We start from the raw sequence: 26,262 nt of genomic DNA on the forward strand, positions 1-26,262 counted from the left end.
GTGTTCAAAATGGATGGCTTTCACGATCTCGGCGGTTTCCAGGGCTTTGGCAAAGTGCCCCACCGCATCAACAGCCTCAGCTACAAGCAGGTGTTCAAGCAGGACTGGGAGCACCTGGCCTACAGCCTGATGTTCATTGGCGCCGACCACATGGGCAAGTTCAGCGTCGACGAAATCCGCCACGCCGTGGAGCGTATCGATGTGCGCCAGCATGTCGGCACCGAGTACTACGAGCGCTATGTCATCGCCACCGCCACCCTGCTGGTCGAGACCGGCGTCATCACCCAGGCCGAACTGGATGAGGCCCTCGGCTCGCACTTCAAGCTGGCCAACCCGGCCCATGCCCAAGGCCGCGAAGCGATCACCGGGCGCCCGCCGTTCGAAGTCGGCGACCGAGTCATCGTGCGTGATGAATACGTCGCCGGGCATGTGCGCATGCCGGCCTATGTACGTGGCAAGCAAGGCGTGGTGCTGCACCGCACCACTGCGCAGTGGCCGTTCCCGGATGCGATTGGCCACGGCGACCGCAGCGCGGCGCATCAACCGACCTACCACGTCGAGTTCCGGGTAAAGGACCTGTGGGGCGACGCCGCCGACGATGGCCTGGTGGTGGTCGACCTGTTCGAAAGCTACCTGGACAAAGTCGACAGCCCGCGAGCGGTGCACGCATGACTGCCGGCGTCCAGGCAGGCCGACTGCCGGTGACGGTCCTTTCCGGCTTCCTCGGCGCAGGCAAGACCACTCTGCTCAACCATATCCTGCGCAATCGCCAGGGTTTGAAAGTGGCGGTGATCGTCAACGACATGAGCGAGGTCAACATCGACGCCGCCGAGGTGCAGCGCGATGTAACGCTGCACCGTGGCCAGGACGAGTTGATCGAGATGAGCAACGGCTGCATCTGCTGCACCCTGCGCGCCGACCTGCTCGAGCAGATCAGCGCGCTGGCGCGCCAGCAGCGTTTCGATTATCTGCTGATCGAGTCCACCGGTATTTCCGAGCCGATGCCGGTGGCCGAGACCTTTGCCTTTCTCGACACCGAGGGTTTCAGCCTCAGTGAACTGGCGCGGCTGGATACCTTGGTCACCGTGGTCGATGCCAGCCAGTTTCAGGCCCTGCTCGACTCGCCGGCAACCGTCGAGCGGGCCGACGCCACTGCGCCGCGGCGCCCGTTGGCTGACCTGCTGATCGAGCAGGTCGAGTACGCCAACGTGATTCTGGTGAACAAGTGCGACCTGATCGACGACAAGCAATACCAGACGCTGCGGGCGGTGCTGGCCGGGCTCAACCCCGGCGCGCAGATCCTGCCAATGGTCGCTGGCAATGTTGAACTGTCCACCATCCTCGGCACCCAGCTGTTCGACCTGCCCAGCCTGGCCGCCGCGCCCGGTTGGATGAAGCAGATGGACGCCGACGACACCCCGGCCGCCGAGTCGGACACCTACGGCGTGACCTCGTGGGTCTATCGCGAGCGTGCCCCGTTTCACCCGCAACGCTTGCTCGAATTTCTCTCCCGCCCCTGGAGCAATGGCCGCCTGCTGCGCAGCAAGGGCTACTTCTGGCTGGCCAGCCGCCACCGCGAAATAGGCCTGCTGGTGCACAGCGGCAGGCAGTTCCAGTGGGACTACGTCGGCCACTGGTGGAACTTCATCGACCCTTCGCAGTGGCCGCAGGACAAGTACCGCCTGCAAGGGATCATGGCCAAGTGGGACAGCATCGTCGGCGATTGCCGGCAGGAGCTGGTGTTCATTGGCCAGGACCTGGACACCGCAACGTTGCAACGCGAGCTCGACCACTGCCTGTTGAGCGCAGACGAAATCGCTACCGGCCCGTCGGCCTGGCCAGCACTGCCCTGGGCGAACGCCTTCGACAGCCTTGCCTTGTCGACCAGCCAGACGCCGCCATTACCGGCTGCTGCCGCTATCTAGTTGGAGATGTAGCATGCTGTTTTTCAATCGCACCAGCCGCTGGGTACTGGCCCCACTCGCCGACCGCCTCGACCAGCCCGATCAGCCGAGTACGCCGCTGTCATCGCGCAACCCGCTGCTGCGGCGCATCCTTACCGGCGTCGAGCAGTTGCTGCAGGAGCGGCGCACGCTCAAGGAGCAGGCTCGCGAACTTGCCGCGCAGGTGAGCCAACTGCAACAGCGCCTGGCTGAGCGCGACGAACAGGCGCAGCAGTTGCAAGCGCGCTGGACGCTGGTCACCGAAGGCGCCGATGAGTTGTTCTGGCAACTGCATATGCCTGCCTCAGGCACGCCTGCGCCAGACTGCGCGATGGAGTGGACGGGCTCGGCCGCGATCCATGCACCGCATCTGCCTGAGCTGGGCCAGTGGCACGAACAGCTGCATCCGGCTGATCGCCACGCCCATCAGCAAGCCCTCGCCCGGCACCTCGCCGACCGCAGCGGGCGCACACCGTTTGCACTGGACCTGCGCATGAAATTCACCGCCGGCGGCGACTATCGCTGGTGCCGGCTCAGCGGCAGTTCGCTGCGTGACGCCAACGGTGTTGCCATCGCCACGGCGGGCACCCTGCGGGACATCCACGAGCAACAGTTGCACATCCAAGAGCTTGAGCTGGCCGCCGAGCGTTTCGACATTTCCCGCGAAATGCTCCACGACGGCCTGTGGGATATCGAAGTGGTCGCCGGCGACCCGGCCAACCCGAGCAACACCATCTGGTGGTCGTCGCAGATGCGCAGGCTGCTCGGCTGCAGCACCGTCGAAGAATTCCCCAACACCCTGGAAAGCTGGACCTCCCGCCTGCACCCCGACGACAGCGCCCGCGCCATCGCGGCGTTTGTCGCCCATGTCGATGATCGCAGCGGCAACACCCCGTTCGATGTCGAGTATCGCCTGCGCCACCAAAGCGGCGCCTACCGCTGGTTCCGCGGCCGCGGGCAAACCCGGCGTGCTGCGGATGGCGCGCCGTTGCGGGTAGTTGGGGCTATAACTGATATCCATGCCCGCCATGAAGAAAGCACCATCCGCGAGGCGCAGGCGCAACAACACCAGGTGATGCAGGAGACCCTCGGCAAACTGACCCACATCGTCGCCACCATCCAGGGCATCGCCAGCCAGACCAACCTGCTGGCCTTGAACGCCGCCATCGAAGCGGCCCGGGCAGGCGAAGCCGGGCGTGGCTTTGCGGTGGTGGCCGACGAGGTGCGCAAGCTGGCCACGCGCACCAGTCAGGCAACGCAACAAGCAGCGCAGATGATCGACAGCTAACCCAGCGCCAGCGCGGCGTTAAAGATTCCAAACAATAACAATCAGGTACTTTATGCGCGATTACGACTCAGCAGTGACCTCCTTCAATTACCACCAGTTGGCCGCGCAAGACCTGCACGGCGAGCTGGCCGCGATGAACGCCTGCATCGAATGCTGTGACCGCCACGCCTACAGTGACGCCGTGGCGTTGTACTGCGAAACCCGCGATGGCCGTGCTACCCAGCACACCTTCAGCGAGCTGCAGATTCAGGCCTCGCAATTCGGTAACTTCCTGCGCAGCCAAGGCGTCAAGCCCGGCGACCGCGTCGCCGGGCTGATGCCGCGCACCGCTGAGCTGTTGATTGCCATCCTCGGCACCTGGCGCATCGGCGCGGTCTATCAGCCGTTGTTCACCGCGTTCGGCCCCAAGGCCATCGAACAACGCCTGAGCTGCTCGAAGGCGCGCTGGCTGCTCACCGACCCGCACAACCGCTCCAAGCTCGACGAGATCGCCGACTGCCCGAACATCATCGTCGTTGGCGCCGACCGGCTGGACCTGGACGACTTCGATTTCTGGGACGTGCTGTCCCAACATTCGGCTGACTGCCCGCCGGCGCTGCTCGACGGCAACGCGCCGTTTCTGCTGATGTGCACCTCCGGCACCACCGGCCCGGCCAAACCGCTGGAAGTGCCCCTGCGCGCCATCCTCGCGTTCAAGAGCTATATGCGCGACGCGATCGAGCTGCGCGACGACGACCGCTTCTGGAACCTCGCCGACCCCGGCTGGGCCTATGGCCTGTACTACGCCGTTACCGGCCCGCTCGCCTGCGGCCAGGCCACGCTGTTCTACGACGGCCCGTTCTCGGTCGAAAGCACCAGCCGCCTGATCAACAAATACGCGGTCAGCAACCTCGCCGGCTCACCCACCGCGTACCGCTTACTGATCGCCGCGGGTGCTGAATTCTCCGATGCCATACGCGGCAAACTGCGCGCCGTCAGCAGTGCCGGCGAGCCGCTCAATCCGCAGGTGATCCGCTGGTTTGCCGAAGAGCTTGGCGTGGTGATTCACGACCACTACGGCCAAACCGAAGTCGGCATGGTGCTGTGCAACCACCACGGCCTCAGCCACCCGATCCGCGAGGGCTCAGCGGGTTACGCCGTGCCGGGTTGTCGCATCGTGGTGCTGGATGAACAGCGCCGCGAGCTGCCACCCGGTCAGCCGGGCGTGCTCGCAGTCGACCGCAAGCGCTCGCCGCTGTGCTGGTTCGACGGCTATTACGGCATGCCGACCAAGGCCTTTGTCGACCACTATTACCTGAGCGGCGATATCGTCGAGTTGAATGACGACGGCAGCATCAGCTTTGTCGGCCGCAACGACGACGTGATCACCACCTCCGGTTATCGCGTCGGCCCGTTCGATGTCGAGAGCGCGCTGATCGAACACCCGGCGGTGGTTGAAGCCGCCGTGATCGGCAAGCCAGACCCGCAGCGCACCGAGTTGATCAAGGCGTTTGTAGTGCTGCACAGCGGTCATGTTCCTAGCCCTGAGCTTGCCGAAGTGCTGCGCCTGCACGTACGCAACCGCCTGGCTGCGCATGCCTATCCACGTGAGATCGACTTCGTCGAGCAACTACCGAAGACCCCGAGCGGCAAGTTGCAGCGGTTTATTCTGCGTAATCAGGAAATCGCCAAGCAGCAAACCGTCGTGAGCTGAACTCCAGGTATAAAGCGGTCGGCGTAGGAGCGGCCTTGTGTCGCGAAAGGCCAGCGCAGCTGGCCCGGCGATGTTAGCGGCGAAGCTAAGGGTTTGGGGCCGCTACGCGCCCCTTTCGCGAAACAAGGCCGCTCCTACACACACACGCGTGCGGCTTACTTCTGCGCCAGCAGGGCTTTCCTCGCCGCGTTCTCTTCCTTCATCGCAGCAATCTCGCGCTCACACGCTGCCACATCAAACGAGTTGTCCCACTTGGCAATCGCAATCGTACCAATCCCATTGCCAATCAAGTTGGTCACTGCCCGCGCCTCGTTCAGGAAGCGGTCAATCCCAAGCAGCAACACCAGCCCTACCAACGGTATCGAATGAATCGTGGTCAACGTCGCCGCCAGCGTCACAAAGCCAGCCCCCGCCACCCCGGCCGAGCCTTTCGAGGTCAGCAGAAACACCCCGAGCAAGATCATCTGATCCATGAACGTCAGCGGCGTATTGGTCGCCTGGGCGATGAAGATCGCCGCCATGGTCAGATAGATGCAAGTGCCGTCAGCATTGAAGGTATACCCGGTCGGCAACACCATCCCCACCACCGACTTCTTGCAGCCTAGCTTCTCCAGCTTGACCATCATCCGCGGCAGCACGGCTTCGGTTGAGCAGGTGCCGAGGGTGATCAGGATCTCATCCTTGAAGTAACGCAAGAACATCATCAGCGGCATGCCCGACCACCGGGCCACAGCGCCGAGCACCACCACGATGAAGATCAGCGTGGTGATGTACAGCGCGACCAGCAACTGCCCAAGCGAGAGCAAGGTGCCAATGCCGTACTTGCCGATGGTGAACGCCATGCCGGCACCGGCGCCGAGCGGGGCCAGGCGCATGACCATGGCGACGATCTTGAACAGACCCTGCAGGAACAGGTCGATGGTGTTGATCAGCGGCTTGCTGGTTTCGCCCATCTGCACCAGCGCCACACCCATCAATACCGAGAGCAGAATGACCTGCAGCATCACCCCATTGGAGAACGCGCCGACGAAAGTGCTCGGGATGATATTGAGGAAGAAGTCGACGGTGCCGCCCTGCTCGCTGGCAGCCTGGCTGTACTTACTGATGGCACTGCCATCGAGGCCGGCGGCATTGATGTTCATGCCTTCGCCGGGTTTGACCAGGTTGACCACGATCAGGCCAACGACCAGGGCGATGGTCGAGAGGATCTCAAAGTAGATCAGCGCCTTGACGCCGATGCGGCCGACTTCCTTGATGCTGCCCATCTTGGCGATGCCGACCACGACGGTGCCGAAGATGATCGGCGCCAGCAGCATCTTGATCAGTTTGATGAAGCCGTCGGCAAACGGCTGCAGCTTGGCGCCGATGTCGGGCACGAAGTAACCGATGGCGGCGCCGATGACGATGCCGATCAGCACTTGCACGTAGAGCTGGCTGTACCAGCGGGACTTGGACGTTTCCACGAATGCACCTCATTTTATTGTTGTGATGGGCGTGTGGCGTGGCGTCGGCGGGCGACGCCGGCGGCTGCGGTCTCTGTCGCGAGACCGCAGCGCGGGGGGTGGCTCAGCCCTCGCCCAGTTCGCGCATGACGGCGTACAGCGCGGACTTGGCTTCAAAGCCCACGCCTGGGATGTCCGGCAGGCCGACATAGCCGTTTTCAACCTGGATGCCATCGGCAAAGCCGCCGAATGGCTGGAACACGTCGGGGTAGGATTCGTTGCCGCCCAGGTGCAGGCCGGCAGCGATGTTCAGCGACATCTGGTGGCCGCCGTGGGGCACCACGCGGCGCGATGACCAGCCCAGGTCTTCCATCACTTTGAGGGTGCGCATGTACTCGACCAGGCCATACGACAGCGCGCAGTCGAACTGCAGGTAGTCGCGGTCGGGGCGCATGCCGCCGTGGCGCAGCAGGTTGCGTGCGTCCTGGTGCGAGAACAGGTTTTCGCCAGTGGCCATCGGCAGTTCGTAGTGGTTGGCGAGTTCGGCTTGCAGGGCGTAGTCGAGCGGGTCACCGACTTCCTCGTACCAGAACAGGTTGTACTTCTTGATCGCCTCGGCATAGGCGATACCGGTCTGCAGGTCGAAGCGGCCGTTGGCGTCGACCGCCAGGCGCTGGCCATCGCCAACCACTTCGAGCACGGCTTCGATACGGCGGATGTCTTCGTCCAGCGGCACGGCGCCGATCTTCATCTTGACCACGTCGTAGCCGCGGTCGAGGTAGCTCTGCATTTCGGCTTTGAGCTTGGTCTGGTCTTTACCGGGGTAGTAGTAGCCGCCGGCGGCGTAGACCCACACCTTGTCGTCGGCAACGCCATTGCGGTAGCGGTCAGCCAGCAGGCGGTACAGCGGTTTGCCTTCGATCTTGGCGACGGCATCCCACACGGCCATGTCGATGGTGCCAACAGCAACCGAGCGCTCGCCGTGGCCGCCGGGCTTCTCGTTGGTCATCAGGGTTTTCCAGATGGCGAACGGGTCGAGGTTGTTGTTCTCGTGGTCGATCAAGGTCTCCGGGTCGGCTTCGGTGATGCGCGCGAGGAAGCGATCGCGCATCAGCGCGCCCTGGCCGTAGCGGCCGTTGGAGTTGAAGCCGTAGCCGATCACTGGTTTGCCATCGCGAATCACATCGGTGACCACGGCGACCACCGAGCAGGTCATTTTCGAGAAGTCGATGTAGGCGTTGGCGATGGGCGAGGCAATCGAAACGGTTTTTTCACGAATGTCGACGATGCGCATGGCGGGGTTCCTGTTGTTGTTTGTGGCCCCACGTTAGGCGTTGCGAGGGTACCCGCCCAATGCTATTAATGCCGGACCCTATGCACAGGAGGCATGGCCCTTGGAACTGGTTTGGCTGGAGGATCTTTCCGCGTTGGCGGAGTACGGCAGCTTCGTCCGCGCCGCCGAAGCACGCCACGTTACCCAGCCGGCGTTCAGCCGTCGGGTGCGGGCGCTGGAGAACTGGATGGGCGTGCAACTGTTCATCCGCACCCCTCAGGGCGCGACCCTGACCGACGCCGGCCGGCAGATCCTGCCCAGCGCCCAGGACGCCGCCCGGCGCCTGTACCGCATGCGCACCGAGGCCCAGGAAGTGGCCGGCATGGCGGCCAAGTCGCTGCACTTTGCCGCCACCCATTCGCTGTCGTTCACGTTCTTTCCGAAGTGGCTGCGCAGTGCTGAAAACGGCGCGCCGATCGAAGCGGTGCAGCTGCATTCGGACAGCATGGCGGTGTGCGAGCAGATGCTGATCCATGGCCAGGTGCAGTTCATGCTCTGCCACCGCCATCCCGATGTACCGCCGCTGCTGGCACCGGACCAGTTCGTCAGCAAGAAGGTCGGCGAGGATGTGCTGGTGCCGCTGGCGAGTGCCTCGGCCAACTTTGGCACCTCACCCGAGGCGCTGCCTTATCTGGCTTACACCCATGAGTCGGGCCTGGGGCGCATCGTTGCCCACCGCTTGCGCGGCAAGGAGGAATACCTGCACCTGAAGCCGCTGTTCAGCAGCCACCTGGCGGCGGTGCTGATGTCGATGGCGCTGGAGAGCAAAGGCGTGGCCTGGCTGCCGCGCAGTTTGACCGAACAGGAAGTGACCGATGGCCGCCTGGTGCGGGCGCTGGATGAGAGCTGGGATATTCCGCTGGAGATTCACCTGACCCGGCCAACCGGGCCGATCAGTCAGTCGGCGCAGGAGTTCTGGGGGAAGCTGGCAGATCAGGCTGGGGCTTGAATGGCCTGCAGATCCCGCACTGCATGCGGGTGCTGCCTCAGCCAGCAATTGCTCTGCCACCGCCAACTCAGCAATAGTTCAGTAAACTCAGCATGCTCACCGGGAATGGAATCCAGCCAAGTGCAAACTGTCGCCACACCCCCTGCTGCTACCCCCCGCCGCCACCCCGGCGCGGTGATCTGGCTAACCGGCCTCTCCGGCGCCGGCAAGTCATCCTTGGCCACCGCCCTCGCCGAACAACTGACCGCTCGCGGCTACGGTTGTTACGTTCTCGACGGCGACGCCCTGCGCACTGGCCTTAATGCCGACCTGGGCTTCTCCCCCGCCGATCGCAGCGAAAACGTGCGCCGTGCCGGTGAGGTGGCGGCGTTGTTCGCGGATGCGGGGCTGATCTGCATCGCAGCGTTCATCTCACCCTACCGAGCAGATCGGGCGGCGGCGCGGCGGGCGTGCAAGGCGGGCTTTCATGAGGTGTATCTGAGCGCGGATCTGCAAGCGTGCGAGGGGCGTGACCCGAAGGGTTTGTATCGGCGGGCGCGGGCGGGCGAGCTGCCGGCGTTTACCGGGATCGATGCGCCGTATGAAGCGCCCGAGCAGCCGCAGTTGCAGTTGCAGACGGGCGCACAAACGCTTGGCCATTCGGCCGACCGCTTGCTGGCTTACGTGCTTGAAGCTTTGGTTTGAGGCTGGCTGCAACCCTGCGCGGGCAGGGTTGCAGGCCGGGCCTTACAGGCCGGGGGTGATGTCGCCTTGCTGCCAGCGGCTTTCATTGCTGCTGAGGGCCTGGGCGATGTCGGTCAGCGAGTCCGAGCGCAGTTTGGTTGGCAATGGGTCGAGGCCGGCGCTGGCGAAGACCTGGCCGTAGCTGTTGCGCAGCTCGGCGTAGGCGAGGTCGCGGCGCAGGTCGGCTTGCAGGGCATTCAGCTCGCCCTGGATCAGCTCCAGTTCACCGATGCCTTGGGCCTGATGGCGGTTGCGCAGTTGCTCGACGATCTGCCCATCCAGCGACACCAGTTGTTGGCTGGTGGCGAACTGGCGGCGAGCTTCGTTGTAGTTGGCGTTGGCCACGTACAGCTGGGCGAGCACGGCCATCGACATGGCCTGACGGCGGGCTTCGACCACTTGTTCGCCGGCCTTGGCGACGTTGATCGCGGCGGGCGCGGAGATCACGTTGAACAGGTTCCAGGTGATCTTGACGCCGTAGTCGGCCCAGCTCTGATTGCTCAGGAAGCTGTTGCTGTCGTAGTGGCCGCCGGCCGAGAACTCGAGGCCGGGGAGCATGCGCAGCATCGACTTGCGCACTTCGGCGGCGCTGATGCGCGCCTGGTAGTCCTGCTCGCGCAATTCAGGGCGCGAGGCCAGGGCTTGCTGTTCGAGGGTGGCGAGGTCGACCTTGAGCTCGGGCACGCTGTAGTCGTTGCTGGCGGCCAGGGTCAGTTTGCTGCCGGGCGCCAGGTTGATCAGAGCACCGAGCTCGGTCTTGGCCAGCGACAGCGCGCGGCGCTGTTCTTCGAGCTGGCGGGTGGCTTCGATCAAGGCGCGCTGATAGTTGAGCGTGGCGATCTGATCGCCCAGGCGCTGTTCGCCCAATTGCTGGCTGTTGGCCTTGGCCTGGTCGACGCGCGCCATCAGCGCGTCGATCTGGGCCAGCAGGCGTTCGGCGGCAACGGCACGCCAGTACGCCGAGCGCACATCCTGAATGATGGTCTGGACCACCTTGCGCCGGCGCTCCTGCACGATCAGACGCTGGTCGCCCTGCTGCTTGGCGTTGACGTAGCTGACGCCAAAGTCGAGCACGTTCCAGACCATGGTCAGATCCGCCACATCGCGGTCGCGGTCCTGTGAGGTGGACGGTTCCAGGGACTGGGTATTGGTGAGAATACTCTGGCTGCTGGAGGCGCTGACATTGCTGCGCCCGGCGTAGCCTGCCGACATGGCCATGCGTGGCAGCATGTCGAAGGTGGCGAGGTCGACCTGGCGCTGGGCCAGGGCTTCTTCCATGATTTTCAACCGTGCTTCAAGGTTGTACTTGACCGCGCGCGCCATGGCTTCGTGCAAGGTCAGTGGGCCTTGCAGGGCCTCCTGATTCTTGAACATGCTGGCCAGGTCGGACTTGGCCCGCTGCTCGCTGACGCCCGGCTCGATCGGCTGGGTCTTGACTGCGCAGCCGGTCACCGCCAACGCTAGAACACTTACCGCAAAAAACCTCGATGCTTTGCTCATCCCTGTCCGCCCCCTGGTACGGCACATATGAATCCTATGACTGCTTGCCCGCTCACACCTGAGGTACGCGTGCGTTGATCTGCCCCAGCGCCTGCGCCAGTTCCCTGGTCGGGCGTTGTTGATTGTCGGTGATGCCTTGCAACTGTTGGCCCAGGCTTGGTGCCGAGGTCATGCCCCTGCCCGCCCCGCCTTCGCCGCCCTGGCGCCACGGCTTGCCGCCGCTGAGTTCGTACTGGCCGCCGTCGTCGGGCATGGTCTTGCTGAAGATGCTGGCCAGGCTGCTGCTGCCGAACGCGTTGCCGTCGCTGCCGGCCAGGCCGAATACACCGCCAATGGCCGACGCGCCGCTGCTGCTGCTGGCGAATACCTGCGCCAGGTAGCTGGGCGCCAGCGCGCCGTTGTGGATAAAGATACTGCCCAGCGTGGCTACGCCGTTGCCCAGGGTCGGCACCTCGAACAGCGGTGCTGGCAGCAGCGGCGAGCGTGCGTCCATCGACGTCGCCAGCGGCACCTGCGGCACCAGCAATGGCTGCGCAGGTGCCAGCGGGCTGACCCCGGCGTTGGCGCGGAACTCGGGGTCGCCGTCGTTGGCGACCATGCTCTGGCCCTGGCTGCTGAAGCCGCCGCTGATCGGGTTGCCGGCGTTATCGGTAATCGTGCCGGCCGTGCCGTTGAGCGCCAGCGCCAGGCTGCCGGAGCCGCCCGTGCCGATAACATTGACCTGCCAGGTACGCGCATCGATCTGCACCAGCGACTGCAGGCTGCCGCTGGCGTTGCCGGTGGTGAGCAGGCTGAAGTCGGACAGTTGCACGCCGTTGACGGCTTCGCTGAAGGTCACGGTAAAGCTCATGCTGCCCGGCGCCGAAGGCGCGGCGACGATCGACTCGACCTGCGGCGCATCGGTATCGACGGTCACGCCGCTGCTGTCGGCGACATTGTTCAGGGCCAGTTGCATGGCGTTGCCGGCGGCATCGCGCAGGCTGCCACCGTTGCTCGACAAGCCGACCACCTGAATGCCGTTGGCGTCGTTGTCGCCGGCTTGCACGGTGTACTGGAACACCAGCGTCGAGCTACCCGAGCCGGCGACATAGTTGGCGAATACGGTGCGCCCGCCGATATCCAGCGCCAGCTGCGGCGTGCCGTTGACCAGCACGGTTTCGCTGGTGTTGACCACGAACGACAGGTTGTCGCCGGCGCTGTAGGTAACCCCGACCGGGACCGTCACGCCAGTGGTGACTGGCGCCACACGGTCGACGTTGTAACCCCCGCCGGTGATGCCGCCGCTGAGGGCGTTGCCGGCCTGATCGGCAATGCCGCTGGCAGCGCCGTTGAGGTTCAAGCTCAGGTTGCCGCTGCCGCTGATGCCACTAACGGTGACCACATAGGTGTTCGCATCCAGGCGTTGCAGACTGCTCAACGTGCCGCTGGCGTTGCCGGTCGCGAGCAGGGCGAAGTCGGCCAGGTCGACGCCGTTGACCGCCTCGCTGAAGGTCACGGTGAAGCGCACGCTGTCGGGGGTGTTCGGTGAACTGTCGACGCTGCTGACGGCTACGGTCGGCGCGCGACTGTCGACCGCAAAGGCATTCGAGACGCTGCTGCCAACGCCGCTGTTGCCAGCCTGATCGGTCACGCCGGCGTTGTTCAGGCTGACCAGGTTGCTGGCGGCCTCGACGCCTGCGGTGGGGGTCAAGGTTGCGGTCCAGGTAATCCCGCCGTCGCTGCTGGACAAGTTGGTAAGTGCGCCATTGGTGACGCTGAAGTCAGCCAGCGTCAACCCGCTTACGGGCTCGTTGAAGGTGATCGTGACCAGGCTGCTCTCACCACCGGTCAGCGCGCCGTCGGCGACCACTATGGTTGCGTTGGGGCGCACGGTGTCAATGCTGAACGCCGGCGAAGCGCTGCTGCCGGTGCCGCTGTTGCCTGCCAGGTCGGTGTAGCGGCTGTTGTCCAGGCTGATCAGGTTGCCGGCTTGCTCGACATTACTGGCGGGAGTGAACGTCGCCGTCCAGGTCACGCCGCCATCGCTGCTGGAAAGGTTGCTCAGTTGGCCATTGCTGACGCTGAAATCATCCAGCGTCAAACCGGTCACCGCTTCGCTGAAGGTGATGGTCACCTGCGAGGTCTGCCCTGCCATCAGTACCGAGTCGGAAAGGACGATGGTCGAGGTCGGGCGCTGGGTATCGACGGCGAAGGTATTCGAGTCGGTACTGCCGATGCCGCTGTTACCGGCCTGGTCGGTGACCCCAGCGTTGTTCAGAACAACGACGTTGCTGGTGTTGGCGATGTTGCTGGTCGGGGTCAGGGTGGCAGTCCAGGTAACCCCGCCATCGCTGCTGCTCAAATTGCTCAGCAGGCCAACGGTGACGTTGAGGTCGGCGGTGGTAAAGCTGCTCACCGCTTCGCTGAAGGTGATGGTGACGGTCGACGTTTCGCCGATGCTCAAGGCGTTGTCCGCGACTACGATAGTGGCGGTCGGGCGTTGGGTGTCGATGGCGAAACTGTTCGAGTCGGTGCTGCCGATGCCGGTATTACCGGACGCCCCCATCACACCGGTGTTGTCGAGGGTAATCAGGTTGGTACTGTCATCGACGTTGCTCGATGGCGTGAACGTGGCTGTCCAGGTAATACCTCCATCACTGCTGCTGACAGTGCTGAGCGTACCGTTGGCAATGCTCAAGTCGGCATTGGTGAAGCCGCTCACCGCCTCGCTGAAGGTGATTGTGACCAGGCTGGTTTCGCCGACCGCCAAGGCCGTGTCGGCAACCACGATGGTTGCCGTCGGCAGCACGGTGTTGACGGTGTAGTTAGGCGAGTTGGTCGTGCCAGTACCGCTGTTGCCGGCCAGATCGGTGATACCGCTGTTGTTCAGGGTGATCAGGTTGGTGCCGTCCTGCACCTGCAGCGTCGGCGTGAACAACGCCGTCCAGGTGATGCCGCCGTCGCTGCTGGTTACATCGCTGAGGGTGCCGTTGGCCACGCTCAGGTCATCGTTGCTGAAGCCGTTCACCGCTTCGCTGAAGGTGAAGGTCACCAACGTGCTCTCGCCAGCGCTCAGCGCCGTGTCGGCCATGCTGATCACCGCAGTCGGGCGCTGGGTATCGACAGCGAAGGTGTTCGAGTCGGTAGTGCCGCTGCCGTTGTTGCCGGCCAGGTCGGCAACGCCAGTGTTGTCCAGAACAATCACATTGCTGGTGTTGGAGATGTTGCTGTCGGGGGTCAGGGTGCCAGTCCAGGTCACCCCGCCATCGCTGCTGATGAAATTGCTCAGCTGACCAACGCTGACACTCAGATCGGCCCGGGTAAAGCCGGTCACCGCCTCGCTGAAGGTGACGGTGACGGTCGACGTTTCGCCGACGCTCAGGGCGCTGTCAGCGACCACGATAGTCGCAGTCGGGCGGTGGGTGTCGATGGCGAAATTGTTCGAGTCGGTGCTGCCGATGCCGGTGTTACCGGACGCCCCCGTCACACCGCTGTTGTCCAGCGTGATCAGGTTGCTGCTGTCCTCGACATTGCTTGTCGGGGTCAGTATCGCGGTCCAGGTGATGCCGCCATCACTGCTGCCGAGCCCGCTCAGGCTGCCGTTGGCAACGCTCAGGTCGGTGAGGGTAAAACCCGCCACCGCCTCGCTGAAGGTGATTGTGACCAAGCTGGTTTCGCCGACCGCCAAGGCCGTGTCGGCAACCACGATGGTGGCCGTCGGCAGCACGGTGTTGACGGTGTAGTTAGGCGAGTTGGTCGTGCCAGTACCGCTGTTGCCGGCCAGATCGGTGATGCCGCTGTTGTTCAGGGTGATCAGGTTGGTGCCGTCCTGCACCTGCAGCGTCGGCGTGAACAACGCCGTCCAGGTGATGCCGCCGTCGATGCTGGTTACATCGCTGAGGGTGCCGTTGGCCACGCTCAGGTCATCGTTGCTGAAACCGTTCACGGCCTCGCTGAAGGTGAAGGTCACCAACGTGCTTTCGCCAGCGCTCAGCGCGGTATCGGCCATGCTGATCACGGCAGTCGGGCGCTGGGTGTCGACGGCAAAGCTGTTCGACGCGGTAATGCCGATGCCGCTGTTGCCGGCCTGGTCGACGACGGCAGAGTTGCTCAGGTAAATGAAATTGACAGCGCTGGATACGTTGCTGGCTGGGGTCAGAGTTCCGGTCCAGGTGACCCCGCCATCGCTGCTGGTGAAGCTACTCAGCACGCCACCCGTGACAGACAGGTCAGCCTCGGTGAAGTCGATCACCGCCTCACTGAAGGTGACCGTAACGATCGAGGTTTCGCCGATGCCCAAGAGGTTGTCAGCGACCACGACAGTCGCGGTCGGGCGCTGGGTATCGATGGCGAAGCTGTTCGAGTCGGTGATGCCAATACCGGTGTTGCCCGCCTGGTCGCTGACTCCGCTGCTGTCCAGGCTGATCAGGTTACCGGTGCTGGTGATATCTGCGTCGGGGGTGAAGGTCGCCGTCCAGGTAACGCCGCCGTCGCTGCTGCTGACGCTGCTGAGCGAACCGTTGGCGACGCTCAGGTCAACGTTGCTGAAACCAGTCACGGCTTCGCTGAAGGTAATGGTGACCAGGCTGGTTTCACCGGCCCGCAGCGCCGTATCAGCAACCACAATGCTGGCGGTGGGCCGTGCCGTGTCGACGCTGTAGGCCGGCGACGGTGCCGAGCCGGTGCCGGCGTTGCCGCTCAGATCAGCAACCCCCGCCAAGTTGACGCTGACCACATTGGCGACGCTGGTCGAGTCTGCGGTCGGGGTCAACAGCGCGGTCCAGGTGATGCCGCCGTCGCTGCTGCTCAGACCACTCAAGGCGCCGTTGGAGACACTCAGGTCGGCCAGGGTGAAGCCGCTCACGGCCTCGCTGAAGGTGATGGTCACCACGGCGGTCTGGCCCGCGAGCAAGCTGCTGCTGGAGAGGCTCACCACTGCCGTCGGACGCTCGGTATCGATGGCGTAATTATTCGACTCGGTAGTACCGACGCCGGCATTGCCGGCGGCGTCGGTGACCCCTGCGTTATTCAGGGAAATCAGGTTGCTGCTGTCGGTGGTGGCGCTGCTGGGCGTGAGCGTGGCGGTCCAGGTGATGCCACCGTCGCCGCTGCTGAGGTTGCTCAATACGCCGTTGGCCACCGTGAAGTCGCCAACGGTCAGGCCGCTGACCGCCTCACTGAAGGTGATGCTGACCAGGGTGGTTTCACCGGCCAGCAAGGTGCTGTCGCTGACAACGATGGTTGCGGTTGGCGGCACGGTCTCGCGCACGGCAACCACGACGTTGGCGACGCTTGAGGTCGCGCCGTCACCATCGCTGACGGTCACGCTGAGCGTGCGGCTCGCCTGGCCAATCGCATTGCTGGCATTGCTGTTGTCGTAGGTCAGGTTGCGCACCAGCGCTTCGACCGCAGCGGCGTTGGCATTGGCGTTGAGGCTGACGACCAGATTGCTACCGCCGGTACCGCCGCTGAGCGTGCCGATCACGGTGCCGCCGTAGCTGACGCTGCTGCCACTGACGCCGATCTGGCCGGCACCGTTGCCTTGGTTGCGAATCGCCAGGCGATCTTCGCCCGGCGCGGCATTGCCCGAGACCGACACGGTCAACGCGCCACCGGCAAAATCGGTCGAGTCGCTGTCGCTCACCGTAGCGTTACCGCCGGCGTCAATCAGCACCGCGCCGCCACCTTGAGTGAAGGCGGCACTGTCGCCGTTGAGGTTGCCGATCACCGGCGCCGCATTCAGCGGCTGCACCACCACCAGCGCGGTGCGCGCGGTGCTGCCCATGTCATCGTTGACCCGCACTGTCACGCTGCGAGTGCCTGCGGTATAGGCCGGCGTGCTGTTGCTGTACTGCACTGCGGCCAGCACGGCGCGGTACTGGGCCAGCGTGGCGACACCGCTGAGGGCCAGTGTCGAGGTGCCCGAGCCGGTCACGCTGATGCCGTAGCTGGCAGCGGTAGCGAGCTGGCCGGCGCTGAGCAGCAGCACTTCGCTGTTGCCATCGAGGCTGCCGCTCAAGCTAAGGCTGGCCCCGCTGACCTGGGTGTCGCCGTCGCTCTGGGTGATGACGATGTTCGGCAGCAGCGTCACCGCGCTGCCGTTGAAATCGACGCTGCTGTCGTTACCGCCTGTAGTGCTGTCGAGGTCGACCAGCGGTGCGCTGTCGTACAGCACCTCGTAGGCACCGATATCCACCGCGCCGCCGCGCGGGCGCTCGAAGCCACGCAGGTCGGTGGTGGGGGCGCCCGCACTGGTGCCCTGGTTGATCGCATTGCTGGCGCTGGCCGCCAGGCGCAGGTCGCCATTGGCGGCGTCGACGAAGTTGACGGTGGTGCCAATCAGGTTGGTGGTGTTGGTGTAGGCGGTGCCAGCTTGCAGATTGGCATCAACGCTGTTGACCGTATTGCCGCTGATGATGGTGTTCTGCACGGCGATCAGGCCCGTCGCAGTTCCCGTCCAGCCGAGGCCGGCGCTGCTGATGCCGCCCGCGCCGGTATAGGTAAAGACGTTGTTGGCAATGGTGCTGTTGACGATCTGCACCGCGGCCGAGTTCAGGATCAGGATCCCCCCTGAAGCTACTGTGCCGCCGCCGGCATGGGTACCACTGTTGTTGTAGATCGCAACGTTCTCGAGCACATAACTACCGGTGCCGGCCAGCCGCACCAACGAGCTCATGGCGGTTGCCCCAACGATCGTGCTGCTGTTGTCGTGCAAGGTGCTGTTGCGCAGCGTGATGGCGGTGCCCACCGCCGTGGTGGAGTTGATCACGGTGCCCGAGTTGTTCTGGAAGTTCGAGTCTTCAACCGTCAGCGCGCCGCCGTTGGCACGCAGGACGCCGCCGTTGATGTTTCCGGAAAACCCGCGAAAATCCAGATTGCGCACCGTCAGTGCGCCGGAATTAATGGCGAGGCCGGAGGACTCCAGCGCGTCACGCGAGCCGTTGTTGTTGACGTCACCACTGAGGATGATGTCGCCGACGCCGTCGCCGTCGACATCACCGTTGATGGTGATCGTGCTGGTCACGGCCAAGGCGGTCGCAGATGACCAGCGAATGGTCTGGCCCTTGAGGTCCTGGTGGAAGACGATAATGTCACTGCCGCTGCCGGCCGCTGAGCCATCCACCGAGACATCGCCGTTGGCGGCCTGGATGGCCTCGGCGAGCGAGACCTTGCCGTTGACCACAGTCGACGAAGCATCGGTGTCGGTGACGGTGATGGTTGCCAGCGAGGTAGTAAACGCCGACAGGTCGCCGCGCTGTACGCCAACCCCGCTGGCGACTGCGCCAGCGACGGTTTCCAGCTGCCAATCCTCACCGGCACGGTTGCCGGTGGAATCATTCGAGGCGCCGACATCGGCGCCGGTCAGGCGCGACACTTCGTTGACGAACTGCTGGCCCTCGGCGCCTGCGCCGGTATTGCAGGCGAAGAAGCGCACATCACCGCCTTCCGCCAGGCTGGCACCGATGCGCGCCAGGTCGGCCGCATGGGCGTCTAGCTGATTGGTCCAGATCGCATCGCCGGCCAGGTAGATATAGCCCGCGTCGCCATGGCTGATGATATCGATCGAGGCAATGTCCTTGCGCCCGTCGAGGTAGTCGGCGATCTGCTTGAGGCCGTCCTTGCTGTTGTCCAGCACTACCACTTCGACGCCTTCGGGCAGGCCGGCGATCAGCTTCTGGTAATCGCTGACCGCCGAGTCGATGAACACCACTTCATGGCCGCCGGCGACATCCGCCGATGCGGTGGCCGGCGCTGCTGTGGCAGGTGCGGGGTCATGCTCGCTGGCGGCATCCTGGCTGCTGGCCGGGTCGTGCCCCGCGGCAGCGGCTGCGGCTTCGACGGCCAGCGCCGCTTGGTCGGCAACCACCGGCACCGAGGCGTCGAACATCATGCGCGGTTCGAGGGCCTGAATCAGGCTCGGCGAACTCACGGAAACGGTAGGTGGGGTGGTGCGCGTGCCGCGTTTCCAGAATGCCATGATGTCCTCGCTCAGCCTTGTGCTGGTGTTTCCAGCCGGCCTCCTGACGAAAACCGGCAATGTCCTTGGGAAGTTAAGGGCGCCTGCCGCAGCACCCTTGCTGCGGCAGGCGCCGTACCAGCCGGGCTTAGTTGCGCGACGGGAAAATACCTTCGGTCGCAATGATCATGCTCACGCCCAGATAAGGGTCGCGCAAGCTGACCGGGATCGAAGCGCCGCCAATCGTGGCCACCCCGGACAGTGGCGCCTGGAACGGTGCGAGCGTGGTCGTGGCGGCGCTTTCGCTGTAGATACTCACATTCACACCACTACCGTCGGCATCCACCGATTTGGCCAGCACACGGTTCGTCGCAGGCAGGTTGCTGTCAGCGTCACCGTTGGATACCGGCACAGCAACTGTGGCTCTCACCGCAGCCAGGTTGACTGCCATCGGCGGGAAGTTGTTCGCGGTGAGGCTCACCGATTCGCTGCCCGCTTTTTCGCCGATGTCGACGCCAGCCAAGCCAGGGCCTTGGCCGGTGCCGATCGGCGAACGACCGCGCAAGTCGGGCAAGCCGAAGGTGTTTACACCGTCGCCACCGTAAGCGGTGCCCAATAGAGAGAACAACGCCGTGTACTGCCGAATTGGCAGCAGTTGCCCCTGGCAGAATGCCCAGCCACGTGGCGCGAAATTGCCGGCAAACATTCTGACTTCACCAAGAAACGGATCCATTTACTGCGCTCCTTTGACTGCATGGGAAACCCGGGCCAGATGGCCCGCAAACAATGATTACTTACGCTGCGCTGAGCAAAGGTTGGCGCTGCATGTGCAGATACAAGCCGTCATCCGCGCTCGCTTGAAAACCGTGACGCAGGTACAGCCGCTGTGCCGGATTGCCGGCCAGCACTTGCAGGCTGACGAGCAAGCCGCTGGCATCGGCGCGGGCCAGCCATTGGCCGAGCAGCCGGGTACCGATGCCCTGCCCTTGCCAGGCCGGCAGCAAACTGATGTCGATGATGTGCAGCTGGGCTGCGCTCCAGTGCAGATAAGCGCGGCCGACAGGTTCACCAGCCGCCTCGATGATCATCTGCTGGGCGTCGCCATAGTGGCTTTGGTAGTGCTGCTGCTGAGCCGCGAATTGCTGGGCAACAAAAGCCTCGACCGCAGCCGCTGGCCAGCCCAGCTGGGCCATTTCAGCCGAGCGGGTGTGCGCGTACAGAGCACTCAGGAACGCCAGGTCGGCGTCCACACGCGGACGAAGAGAAACCTCGGGCGATGACATGGCGGGATTGCTTCCGTGCAATGTTTCCCCAAGCCGGGGCGCGCTTCCATGATGGACTGTCAGACAATATGGGCGGCAGCGTAGCCGAACTGCCAGCCCGCCTGCTAGCGCAGAAGAAGCCAAATGCCACTATTTTATCAAACGCCTGTATGAGGCCTTTTTGACACCTTGTTTCAGCTGCGCTGCAAGCGAATGGATTCCAAGGAAATATACGCTTCAGCCGCCCAGCGAGTGACCGCCTGACGTACCTCGGGGCTGGCGTCATCCCGCTTGCGCTGGCTGTCCGCCACGAAGGCCATGTACGGCTGCTTGGCATCGAATGCGGCAGTCTGCTGCAACTGCGCGTGGTCCTCGGCAGTGACCGCGAACAGCGGCGCGAGTCGCCCCCAACAGGCGTGCGGCAGCTCGTTGTAGTTGACCGCGACCGCACCGTGGCGCTGGCACAGCTCAAGGCCCGCGCACAGCACTTCGGCGATCATCCGGCAGGTGTACTGCAGCGGGTCCAAGCCTGCTGCGTCCGGCAGCAGTTGATCCAGCGCGGTCACGCCGAGCAGGCCTGGCACCCGCTGCATGCCGGCCTGACGCATCTGCGAAACGACGATTTCCAAGGGGTCGCGGTAGAGAAAAATCCTTGGTGTGTCTGGGTACAACGTGCACAGTTGCGCGCCCTCGAACACGTTCCAGGCATCCAGCTTGATCAGCAACTGCTGCTCGTCACCGCGGCGGCGCTGGCCATAGGCAGACAACAACGCCGACAGCGCGCGCGGCTGCCAGGCGCTGGCGTCGGCATCCACAAGATGCGCGCGCAGCAGGTTGTCCAGCGGTGGCGGCTCTGACAGCACGATGTTGCGCTCAAGCCCCGCCAGCAGTTGTGCGATCAGCGTCGAGCCACACCGCGAGGCATGAAACACCAGCGCGCTGGGACCGATGCCCGGGCTGCGCTGCTGCCAGTCGAGCAACGCCTGGAGGCCGGTTTCGCGGCGAAACGCCTGGTTGAACGGCAGGCGCAGCGCGGCATCGACGTCGTCACGCAAAAACGGTCTGGTCAGGCGCTGCTGGCCAAACCAGCACCAGTCAACCCGCCACTCGCCGGCGCGCTGCCAACTGCGGATCGGCAGCCAGCCGGTAAAATCCAGTTCGGGGTTCACACTCGCCATTGGTCGTTCCATGCTTGTTTGCCCTGGCGCATCGCGCTGCGCACGTCTGCCTCGGCGAAATACAGGCCCGCTGCGGCGCCCATCTGCCGGGTTTGTTCGATGAATGCCTGCGGCTCGGTCAGCGCCTGCAGGCTCGCGGCCAGCTCGGGCCGCGCCGTCAGCAGCAGGCGGAACTGAGCAAAGGCTTGCCCGGCGCGACTCGCCTGCAACTGCGGAGTTTGCTCAAGGCCTTGCTCGATCAGGCTGAGCAAGGCTGGCGTTGGCTCGCAGTCGAGGACCAGATTGATCCGCTCAGCCTCGCTGCTGTTATCCACCCGATGCGGCCGCGACAGGTCAAGGAACCAGCATTCACCGGGCTGCATCGGTACCTGCTGGTCATCGAGCAAAAACTCCACCCCGGCCGGGCTGAGTAACGGTACATGCAGGCGCAGGCAGCCGTCGGGGCGGCCAAGGTCAGGGTCGCGGTGCTCATGAATCCGCGCGCCCGGCCCCAGGCGCAGCAACCGCGCCGCGCGCAAATCACTGCCCAGGCTTTCGCGCAGGCTATGCCAGGCGGGCTCGTGCTGCCAGGTCTGCTGCTGCACCGGCGCACCGGCACCGGGCGCCAGCGGCAGGTGCGCATCGGCGGCGGCGATCAGGTCGATGCCACTCCAGTCACCCTGGTGATAAGCGGTGTTGAAGTGGCCTCGCCAGAGGCCACTGTCGACTTGCGCCAGGGCCTGCAACAGCGCCGCCAGATCTACCGCCAGCGGCAACCGCGAACACAGGGGCAGCGGGACTTCAGGCATGGTCACTCCTTACCGTTGAGCACAACTCTAGAAACCGCTTTCGCGCACACCCAGCGCTGCCAGGCGTCGCCACAGACCACCGAGCAACGACTCGCCAGCACCCTCCAGCACCACCACGCCGCGCCGTGGCTGGTCGACTTCCGCTATGTCACTCAGCGGGCTCAGGCGCACGCCATATTGGGCCTGGACCGGCTCGGCGCGGTGCTGAGCGTCGCGGCGTACGGCAATCGGGCCGTGATGATCGGAGGTGAGCGCTTCAAGCTCGACATAGCTAACGCCGGTGGCGTCGATTGTGTCCAGACGCACCTCGATAGCCGCCCGCGCCGGATCATCGGCAATGAAGCGCCCGGTGCTGCCAGGCGCGACCCGCCACAGCGAGGCTTCGGCCAGATAACCCCGCAAGCGCACGCCAGGCTCGACGATTCGGCCGAGGGTCTGGCTCGGGCTGAGCCACAGCCCGGGCGTCAACTCAGGCGGCAGGTCGCGCATTACCCCCGCTTGCGGCGCGCGGATCTGCAGGCGCTCGCGCTGAGCCGCCAGGCCGCGGTACTCGGCGACCGCCTCGGCCAGTTGCTGCTCCAGAATGCCCGCATCACCTGCGGTTTCGCTGCGGCTGGCCTGACGCCGTGACAGCAACTGCAGAATCTCGATTTCCCGGCGTACGATCACCTGCCGTGAATCCAGATCGGGCGACTCCAGTTCCAGCAGCAACTGGCCTTGGCTGACTACCTGGCCATCCTGCACATGCAGCGCGGTCAGGCGGGCGGCGACCGGCGCGTGCAATGCCGAAGTTCGTGAGGCTTCCAGCACTGCCGGCACTTCGACTGCGGTGCGCCACGGCAGCAACAACACCGCCAGCACGGCCAGCGAACCGGCGCCTAACCAGAACAACTTGTGCGGGGTCGCCTGAGCGCGCCGCTGCCACCAGTGGCGCAGTTCTTTGTACACCGGCAGGCCGATGAACCAGACCAGCTCTACCGCCATCAGAAATATCCCCAGCACCTTGAAGAACAGGTGATAGACCGCCAGGGCGATACCAAAAAACAGCACTGCGCGCCAGACCCACGAGCAGTAGCCCCACACCAGCAAACGTCGGCGCATCAACGTCGGCCACGGCTCCGGCGCAGGGTCGCCGTAGCCGAACAGCGTCTCGCGCAGCTGCCAGCGGCACAATGCAAACGAGCGGTTCTGCAGGTTCTCCACGCCCCACAGGTCGCTGACCAGAAAATATCCATCAAAGCGCATGAATGGGTTCAGGTTGATCAGCAAAGTGGTCACCCAGGTTGCAGTGGCCAGCATGAATGCCGCCGTGCGCGCCGGTCCGTCCGGCAGCAACGACCAGGCCAGCAGGGCCAACACTGCCAGCACCAGTTCGGCAAACACGCCACCGGCATCGATCAGCAAGCGCGAGCGACGGTCACTGACCCGCCAGGCATCGCTGACATCGGTGTAGAACATCGGCAGCAACACCATGAACGCCAGCCCCATGCTCTGCACTCGACAGCCCGCGCGCTTGGCCATGAACGCATGGCCAAATTCATGCAGCAGCTTGGCGAACGTCAACGCCACGCCAAACGCCAACACCCCGCCGAAGCTGAACAGGTGCGGAAAGGTCGCGATAAATCGCGACCAGTCACGCATCACCAGAAACAGGCCGAGGATGAACAGCAGCGGCAGGCAATAGCGCAGGATCCAGCCACCATTACGCTCAAGCACTGGCCAGGCACGACTGAGGAAAGCATCCGGACGCCACAGCGGGATGCGGAAAAACAGGTACTGGTGCAGCACCCGGGTACCCAGGCTCTGCCGGCTACCGGCGGCCTTGAGGCCATAGCTGGCGCGCTGGCGCGGGTCGAGTGCGGCGATCAGGTCGTGCTGGCCAAGAAATGTCAGCAGCTCTTCCAACAAACCTTCCTGCAGGGGGATCCCTGGCTCGGCATTGGCCGCTGCCAACACCCGCTGCGGATCACCCAGCGCCCAGTGCCGCAGCAACCGCACCGCCGGGCTGCCCAACTTGAAATAACGTCCGCGCAGCGGGTCGGCCAGGGTCCATTGCGGCGCGCCATCGAACGCCGGGGCGGCCGCTGACAGCTGCAGGTCTGCACGCAGCGCCGGCAGCATCAAACACCCAGCCCTTGGCGCAGCGCGGCCAGCGGTTTACGCAGCAGGTAATACACCAGCGGCGCCCGCGCGCCATAAAGCTTGGCCGTGCCGCGCAGGCCAATGCGCGGCGGGCTGTCGGCAAAACTGGCATCCAGCCGATAGGCCAGTTGTCCGGCGGCGGTCAACTGCGCTTCATAGGCCGCACGTTCCAGGCTGGCGACGTGACGCTGCAACGGGTCACTGTCGAGAAACAGCGCCACTTCAGCGCCGGGCTGCAACGCGATGGCATCGCCCACCGGCAGCTCCATACGAAGCTGCGCCTGATTGGGGTCGGCAATCTGCATCAGCCGTTCACCGGTTTGCACCGGCTTGCCAGTCCAGCGCTCGGCATCGGCAAATACCGCGATGCCGGCGCGTTCGGCGCGAATCTCGCTGCGCGCCAGCAGTTGCCGGGCATAGTCGAGCTCGGCGCGTTTCTGCTCTACCCGCGCGGCGAGCAGATCGAGGCGGGCATTGGACTGCGCATCGGAGAACGCACGCTGGGTGCTGGCCTTGAGCTCAGCCTCGGCCACGTCCAGCGAGCGCTCGGCGACATCGGCCTGGGCCTTGAGGGTGGTAGCGTCGAGCCGCGCCAACAGCTCGCCCGCCTCCACCCGCTGGTTGGGTTTGACCAGGATCTCGGCCACCACCCCATCCAGCGGCGCGGCCACCACACGGCCGCCCAACGGCACCACTTCAGCGGGGGCCAGCACGGCCTGGCGCACCGGTACCAGTAGCACCAGCAAAGCTGCGCCAAGCACCATGGCAATGCGCCGCCGTGGCCAGCGCAGCCGCCACGGCTTGCCCGGGCGCAACGCCAACCAGGCATGCGCGTATGTCTCGGCCAATTGCCCGAGCAAGGTCAGCTCGGCCTCGCTGAACGGCTGCTCGCGGGCCAGCCACAGGCCACCGAAGGTTTCCCCCTGGCGATCGTTCAGCGGTAACCAGCAGGCGTGGGCGGCTGACAGCGCCTGCCACTCACCGACCGTCTGCTCGTCCAGCTCAGCCGGATCAACCGGCCCGGCCTCGGCGCCACGGCTGTGCAAGCTGGCGGCGGCGCGCTCGACGAACGCCACGAACGGCGCGTTGGCCTCGACCACGCTGATGCCGGTCAGCGCCTGCACCTTGCCCGCGATCAACAGCGCGGCATGGCGAAAACCAAACAAGGCCTGGCCATCGTTGACCATGGTGAAGCCCAGCTGCTCGGCCGTGGCCGCCTGCCGGGCCTGGCGCTGCAAGCCGAGAAATACAGCGAACGCGCGCTCGACAGCGCCGCCCGCCGCCGCGGTCATTGCAGCTCCGCGAAGTGCGCCGAACCGCTCATGCCCGCCAGCAACCCGGGGGCCTGTTGCGGCAATGTGCCGATCAGCAGCAAGGTCTGGCTGCCTTCATCGATGCGCGCGCCAACCCGCTTGACCTGAGCCTGCAGCGGCTGGCCGGTTTCATCGGGGACGAACTCAAAGGCTTGTCCAGGCTTGAGCCGGCCGAGCCAGCGCGACGGCACCAGCAACTGAATTTCCAGCGAGCGGTTGTCGACCACTTCCAGTAGCGGCGTGCCGCTGGCGACGCTTTCGTGCGGCTGGGCGCGGCGCTGCACTACCCGGCCATCGAACGGCGCGGTGATCACGCAGCGTTTGACCTGCACCTGGTAGACCTGCGCCTCGGCCTGCGCCTGCGCTTGCTTGGCTTCGGCCAACGACACGGCAAACTGGCCGACCGACTTCAGCGCGGCCAGTTGCTTGTTGTGATTGAGTTCTTCGCGGGCGGCGCGCACCGCAGCCTGGGCGGCATTGAGCTGGGCCTGGTAGGCGCTGCAATCGAAGCGCGCTAGCACACTGCCCTTTTGAAAGGCTTCGCCGTCAGCGTAGGGCATCTCGACGATGCGCCCGGCCAGTTCGCTCGACAGCACCGCCTGGTCGCGCGCCCTGAGCACGCCGCGGGCGCTGGCCGGTGCCGCTTGCGCAGTGGCCTGGGGCGCGTCCAGCAGCGGATCTTTTGCAGGTTCGCTGGCCAGCGCCGGCACCAGATACAACATACCCATAACCACGGCCAATCCAGCAGCACGACGCATGTTGCGCACTCCAT

General features: G+C 64.7%; 16 protein-coding genes and 2 pseudogenes. 7 read left to right on the forward strand and 11 right to left on the reverse strand.

What is annotated here, in order from left to right:
• The first annotated feature begins 9 nt into the window (after positions 1–9).
• From nthB to CXQ80_RS20530, 5 genes and pseudogenes are all read left to right on the forward strand, one after another.
• A complete protein-coding gene (gene nthB, locus CXQ80_RS20515) occupies positions 10–672 on the forward strand; it encodes a nitrile hydratase subunit beta (RefSeq protein ID WP_101322202.1) in 663 nt (220 codons plus the stop codon).
• Positions 669–1,925, forward strand: a complete 1,257-nt coding sequence (locus tag CXQ80_RS20520; protein ID WP_101322203.1) for a GTP-binding protein — start codon at positions 669–671, stop codon at positions 1,923–1,925. Before nthB ends, CXQ80_RS20520 begins: the two co-directional genes overlap by 4 nt.
• A gap of 349 nt (positions 1,926–2,274) precedes the next feature.
• Positions 2,275–2,937: pseudogene (locus CXQ80_RS25410) on the forward strand (PAS domain-containing protein); the annotation flags it as partial.
• A 30-nt stretch (positions 2,938–2,967) separates the two neighbouring features.
• A pseudogene (locus CXQ80_RS25415) lies at positions 2,968–3,222 on the forward strand (methyl-accepting chemotaxis protein); the annotation flags it as partial.
• 61 nt (positions 3,223–3,283) lie between these two features.
• Complete coding sequence (locus tag CXQ80_RS20530; RefSeq protein WP_101322205.1) at positions 3,284–4,924, forward strand: AMP-binding protein; 1,641 nt, start codon at positions 3,284–3,286, stop codon at positions 4,922–4,924.
• Positions 4,925–5,079: 155 nt separating this feature from the next.
• Here the strand turns inward: CXQ80_RS20530 and dctA are convergent, their stop codons facing one another.
• Together dctA and CXQ80_RS20540 are read right to left on the reverse strand one after the other, a co-directional pair.
• Positions 5,080–6,387 carry a C4-dicarboxylate transporter DctA gene (dctA, locus tag CXQ80_RS20535; RefSeq protein ID WP_101322206.1) on the reverse strand — a complete coding sequence of 436 codons (1,308 nt, stop codon included), beginning with the start codon at positions 6,385–6,387 and terminating at the stop codon, positions 5,080–5,082.
• A gap of 103 nt (positions 6,388–6,490) precedes the next feature.
• The gene (locus CXQ80_RS20540) at positions 6,491–7,660 is read right to left on the reverse strand and encodes a mandelate racemase/muconate lactonizing enzyme family protein (RefSeq protein ID WP_101322207.1); all 1,170 of its coding nucleotides are present in this window, start codon (positions 7,658–7,660) and stop codon (positions 6,491–6,493) included.
• Between the two features lie 100 nt (positions 7,661–7,760).
• Between CXQ80_RS20540 and CXQ80_RS20545 the strand changes: the two genes are divergently transcribed.
• Together CXQ80_RS20545 and cysC are read left to right on the forward strand one after the other, a co-directional pair.
• Complete coding sequence (locus CXQ80_RS20545) at positions 7,761–8,648, forward strand: LysR family transcriptional regulator (RefSeq protein ID WP_101322208.1); 888 nt, start codon at positions 7,761–7,763, stop codon at positions 8,646–8,648.
• 120 nt (positions 8,649–8,768) lie between these two features.
• Positions 8,769–9,332 (forward strand): adenylyl-sulfate kinase, encoded by a 564-nt coding sequence (cysC, locus tag CXQ80_RS20550; RefSeq protein ID WP_256585601.1) that lies wholly within the window; start codon positions 8,769–8,771, stop codon positions 9,330–9,332.
• A gap of 42 nt (positions 9,333–9,374) precedes the next feature.
• Here cysC and CXQ80_RS20555 read toward each other — a convergent pair whose 3' ends face one another.
• The 9 genes from CXQ80_RS20555 to CXQ80_RS20595 all read right to left on the reverse strand — a co-directional run bounded on the left by CXQ80_RS20555 (position 9,375) and on the right by CXQ80_RS20595 (position 26,248).
• Positions 9,375–10,871 (reverse strand): TolC family protein, encoded by a 1,497-nt coding sequence (locus tag CXQ80_RS20555; RefSeq protein ID WP_101322210.1) that lies wholly within the window; start codon positions 10,869–10,871, stop codon positions 9,375–9,377.
• Between the two features lie 52 nt (positions 10,872–10,923).
• Entirely contained in the window at positions 10,924–18,828 is a 7,905-nt protein-coding gene (locus tag CXQ80_RS20560; RefSeq protein WP_101322211.1) for an Ig-like domain-containing protein, read from the reverse strand.
• 127 nt (positions 18,829–18,955) lie between these two features.
• On the reverse strand, positions 18,956–19,540 hold the full coding sequence (locus CXQ80_RS20565) for a phage tail protein (protein WP_101322212.1): 585 nt from the start codon (positions 19,538–19,540) through the stop codon (positions 18,956–18,958).
• Between the two features lie 61 nt (positions 19,541–19,601).
• A complete protein-coding gene (locus tag CXQ80_RS20570; RefSeq protein WP_101322213.1) occupies positions 19,602–20,090 on the reverse strand; it encodes a GNAT family N-acetyltransferase in 489 nt (162 codons plus the stop codon).
• Positions 20,091–20,263: 173 nt separating this feature from the next.
• A complete protein-coding gene (locus tag CXQ80_RS20575; protein ID WP_101322214.1) occupies positions 20,264–21,247 on the reverse strand; it encodes a sulfotransferase family protein in 984 nt (327 codons plus the stop codon).
• Positions 21,235–22,035, reverse strand: coding sequence for an aspartyl/asparaginyl beta-hydroxylase domain-containing protein (locus CXQ80_RS20580; RefSeq protein WP_101322215.1), 801 nt, complete (start codon positions 22,033–22,035; stop codon positions 21,235–21,237). Before CXQ80_RS20580 ends, CXQ80_RS20575 begins: the two co-directional genes overlap by 13 nt.
• A 27-nt stretch (positions 22,036–22,062) precedes the next feature.
• The gene (locus CXQ80_RS20585) at positions 22,063–24,159 is read right to left on the reverse strand and encodes a biotin/lipoyl-binding protein (protein WP_178080797.1); all 2,097 of its coding nucleotides are present in this window, start codon (positions 24,157–24,159) and stop codon (positions 22,063–22,065) included.
• Positions 24,156–25,469, reverse strand: a complete 1,314-nt coding sequence (locus CXQ80_RS20590) for an efflux RND transporter periplasmic adaptor subunit (protein WP_101322217.1) — start codon at positions 25,467–25,469, stop codon at positions 24,156–24,158. The genes CXQ80_RS20585 and CXQ80_RS20590 overlap by 4 nt, the downstream gene beginning before the upstream one ends.
• Positions 25,466–26,248 carry an efflux RND transporter periplasmic adaptor subunit gene (locus CXQ80_RS20595; protein ID WP_101322218.1) on the reverse strand — a complete coding sequence of 261 codons (783 nt, stop codon included), beginning with the start codon at positions 26,246–26,248 and terminating at the stop codon, positions 25,466–25,468. The genes CXQ80_RS20590 and CXQ80_RS20595 overlap by 4 nt, the downstream gene beginning before the upstream one ends.
• Between the last annotated feature and the right edge of the window lie 14 nt (positions 26,249–26,262).

This window comes from Pseudomonas sp. 02C 26 (assembly GCF_002843585.1).
Taxonomy (GTDB): domain Bacteria; phylum Pseudomonadota; class Gammaproteobacteria; order Pseudomonadales; family Pseudomonadaceae; genus Aquipseudomonas; species Aquipseudomonas shirazensis.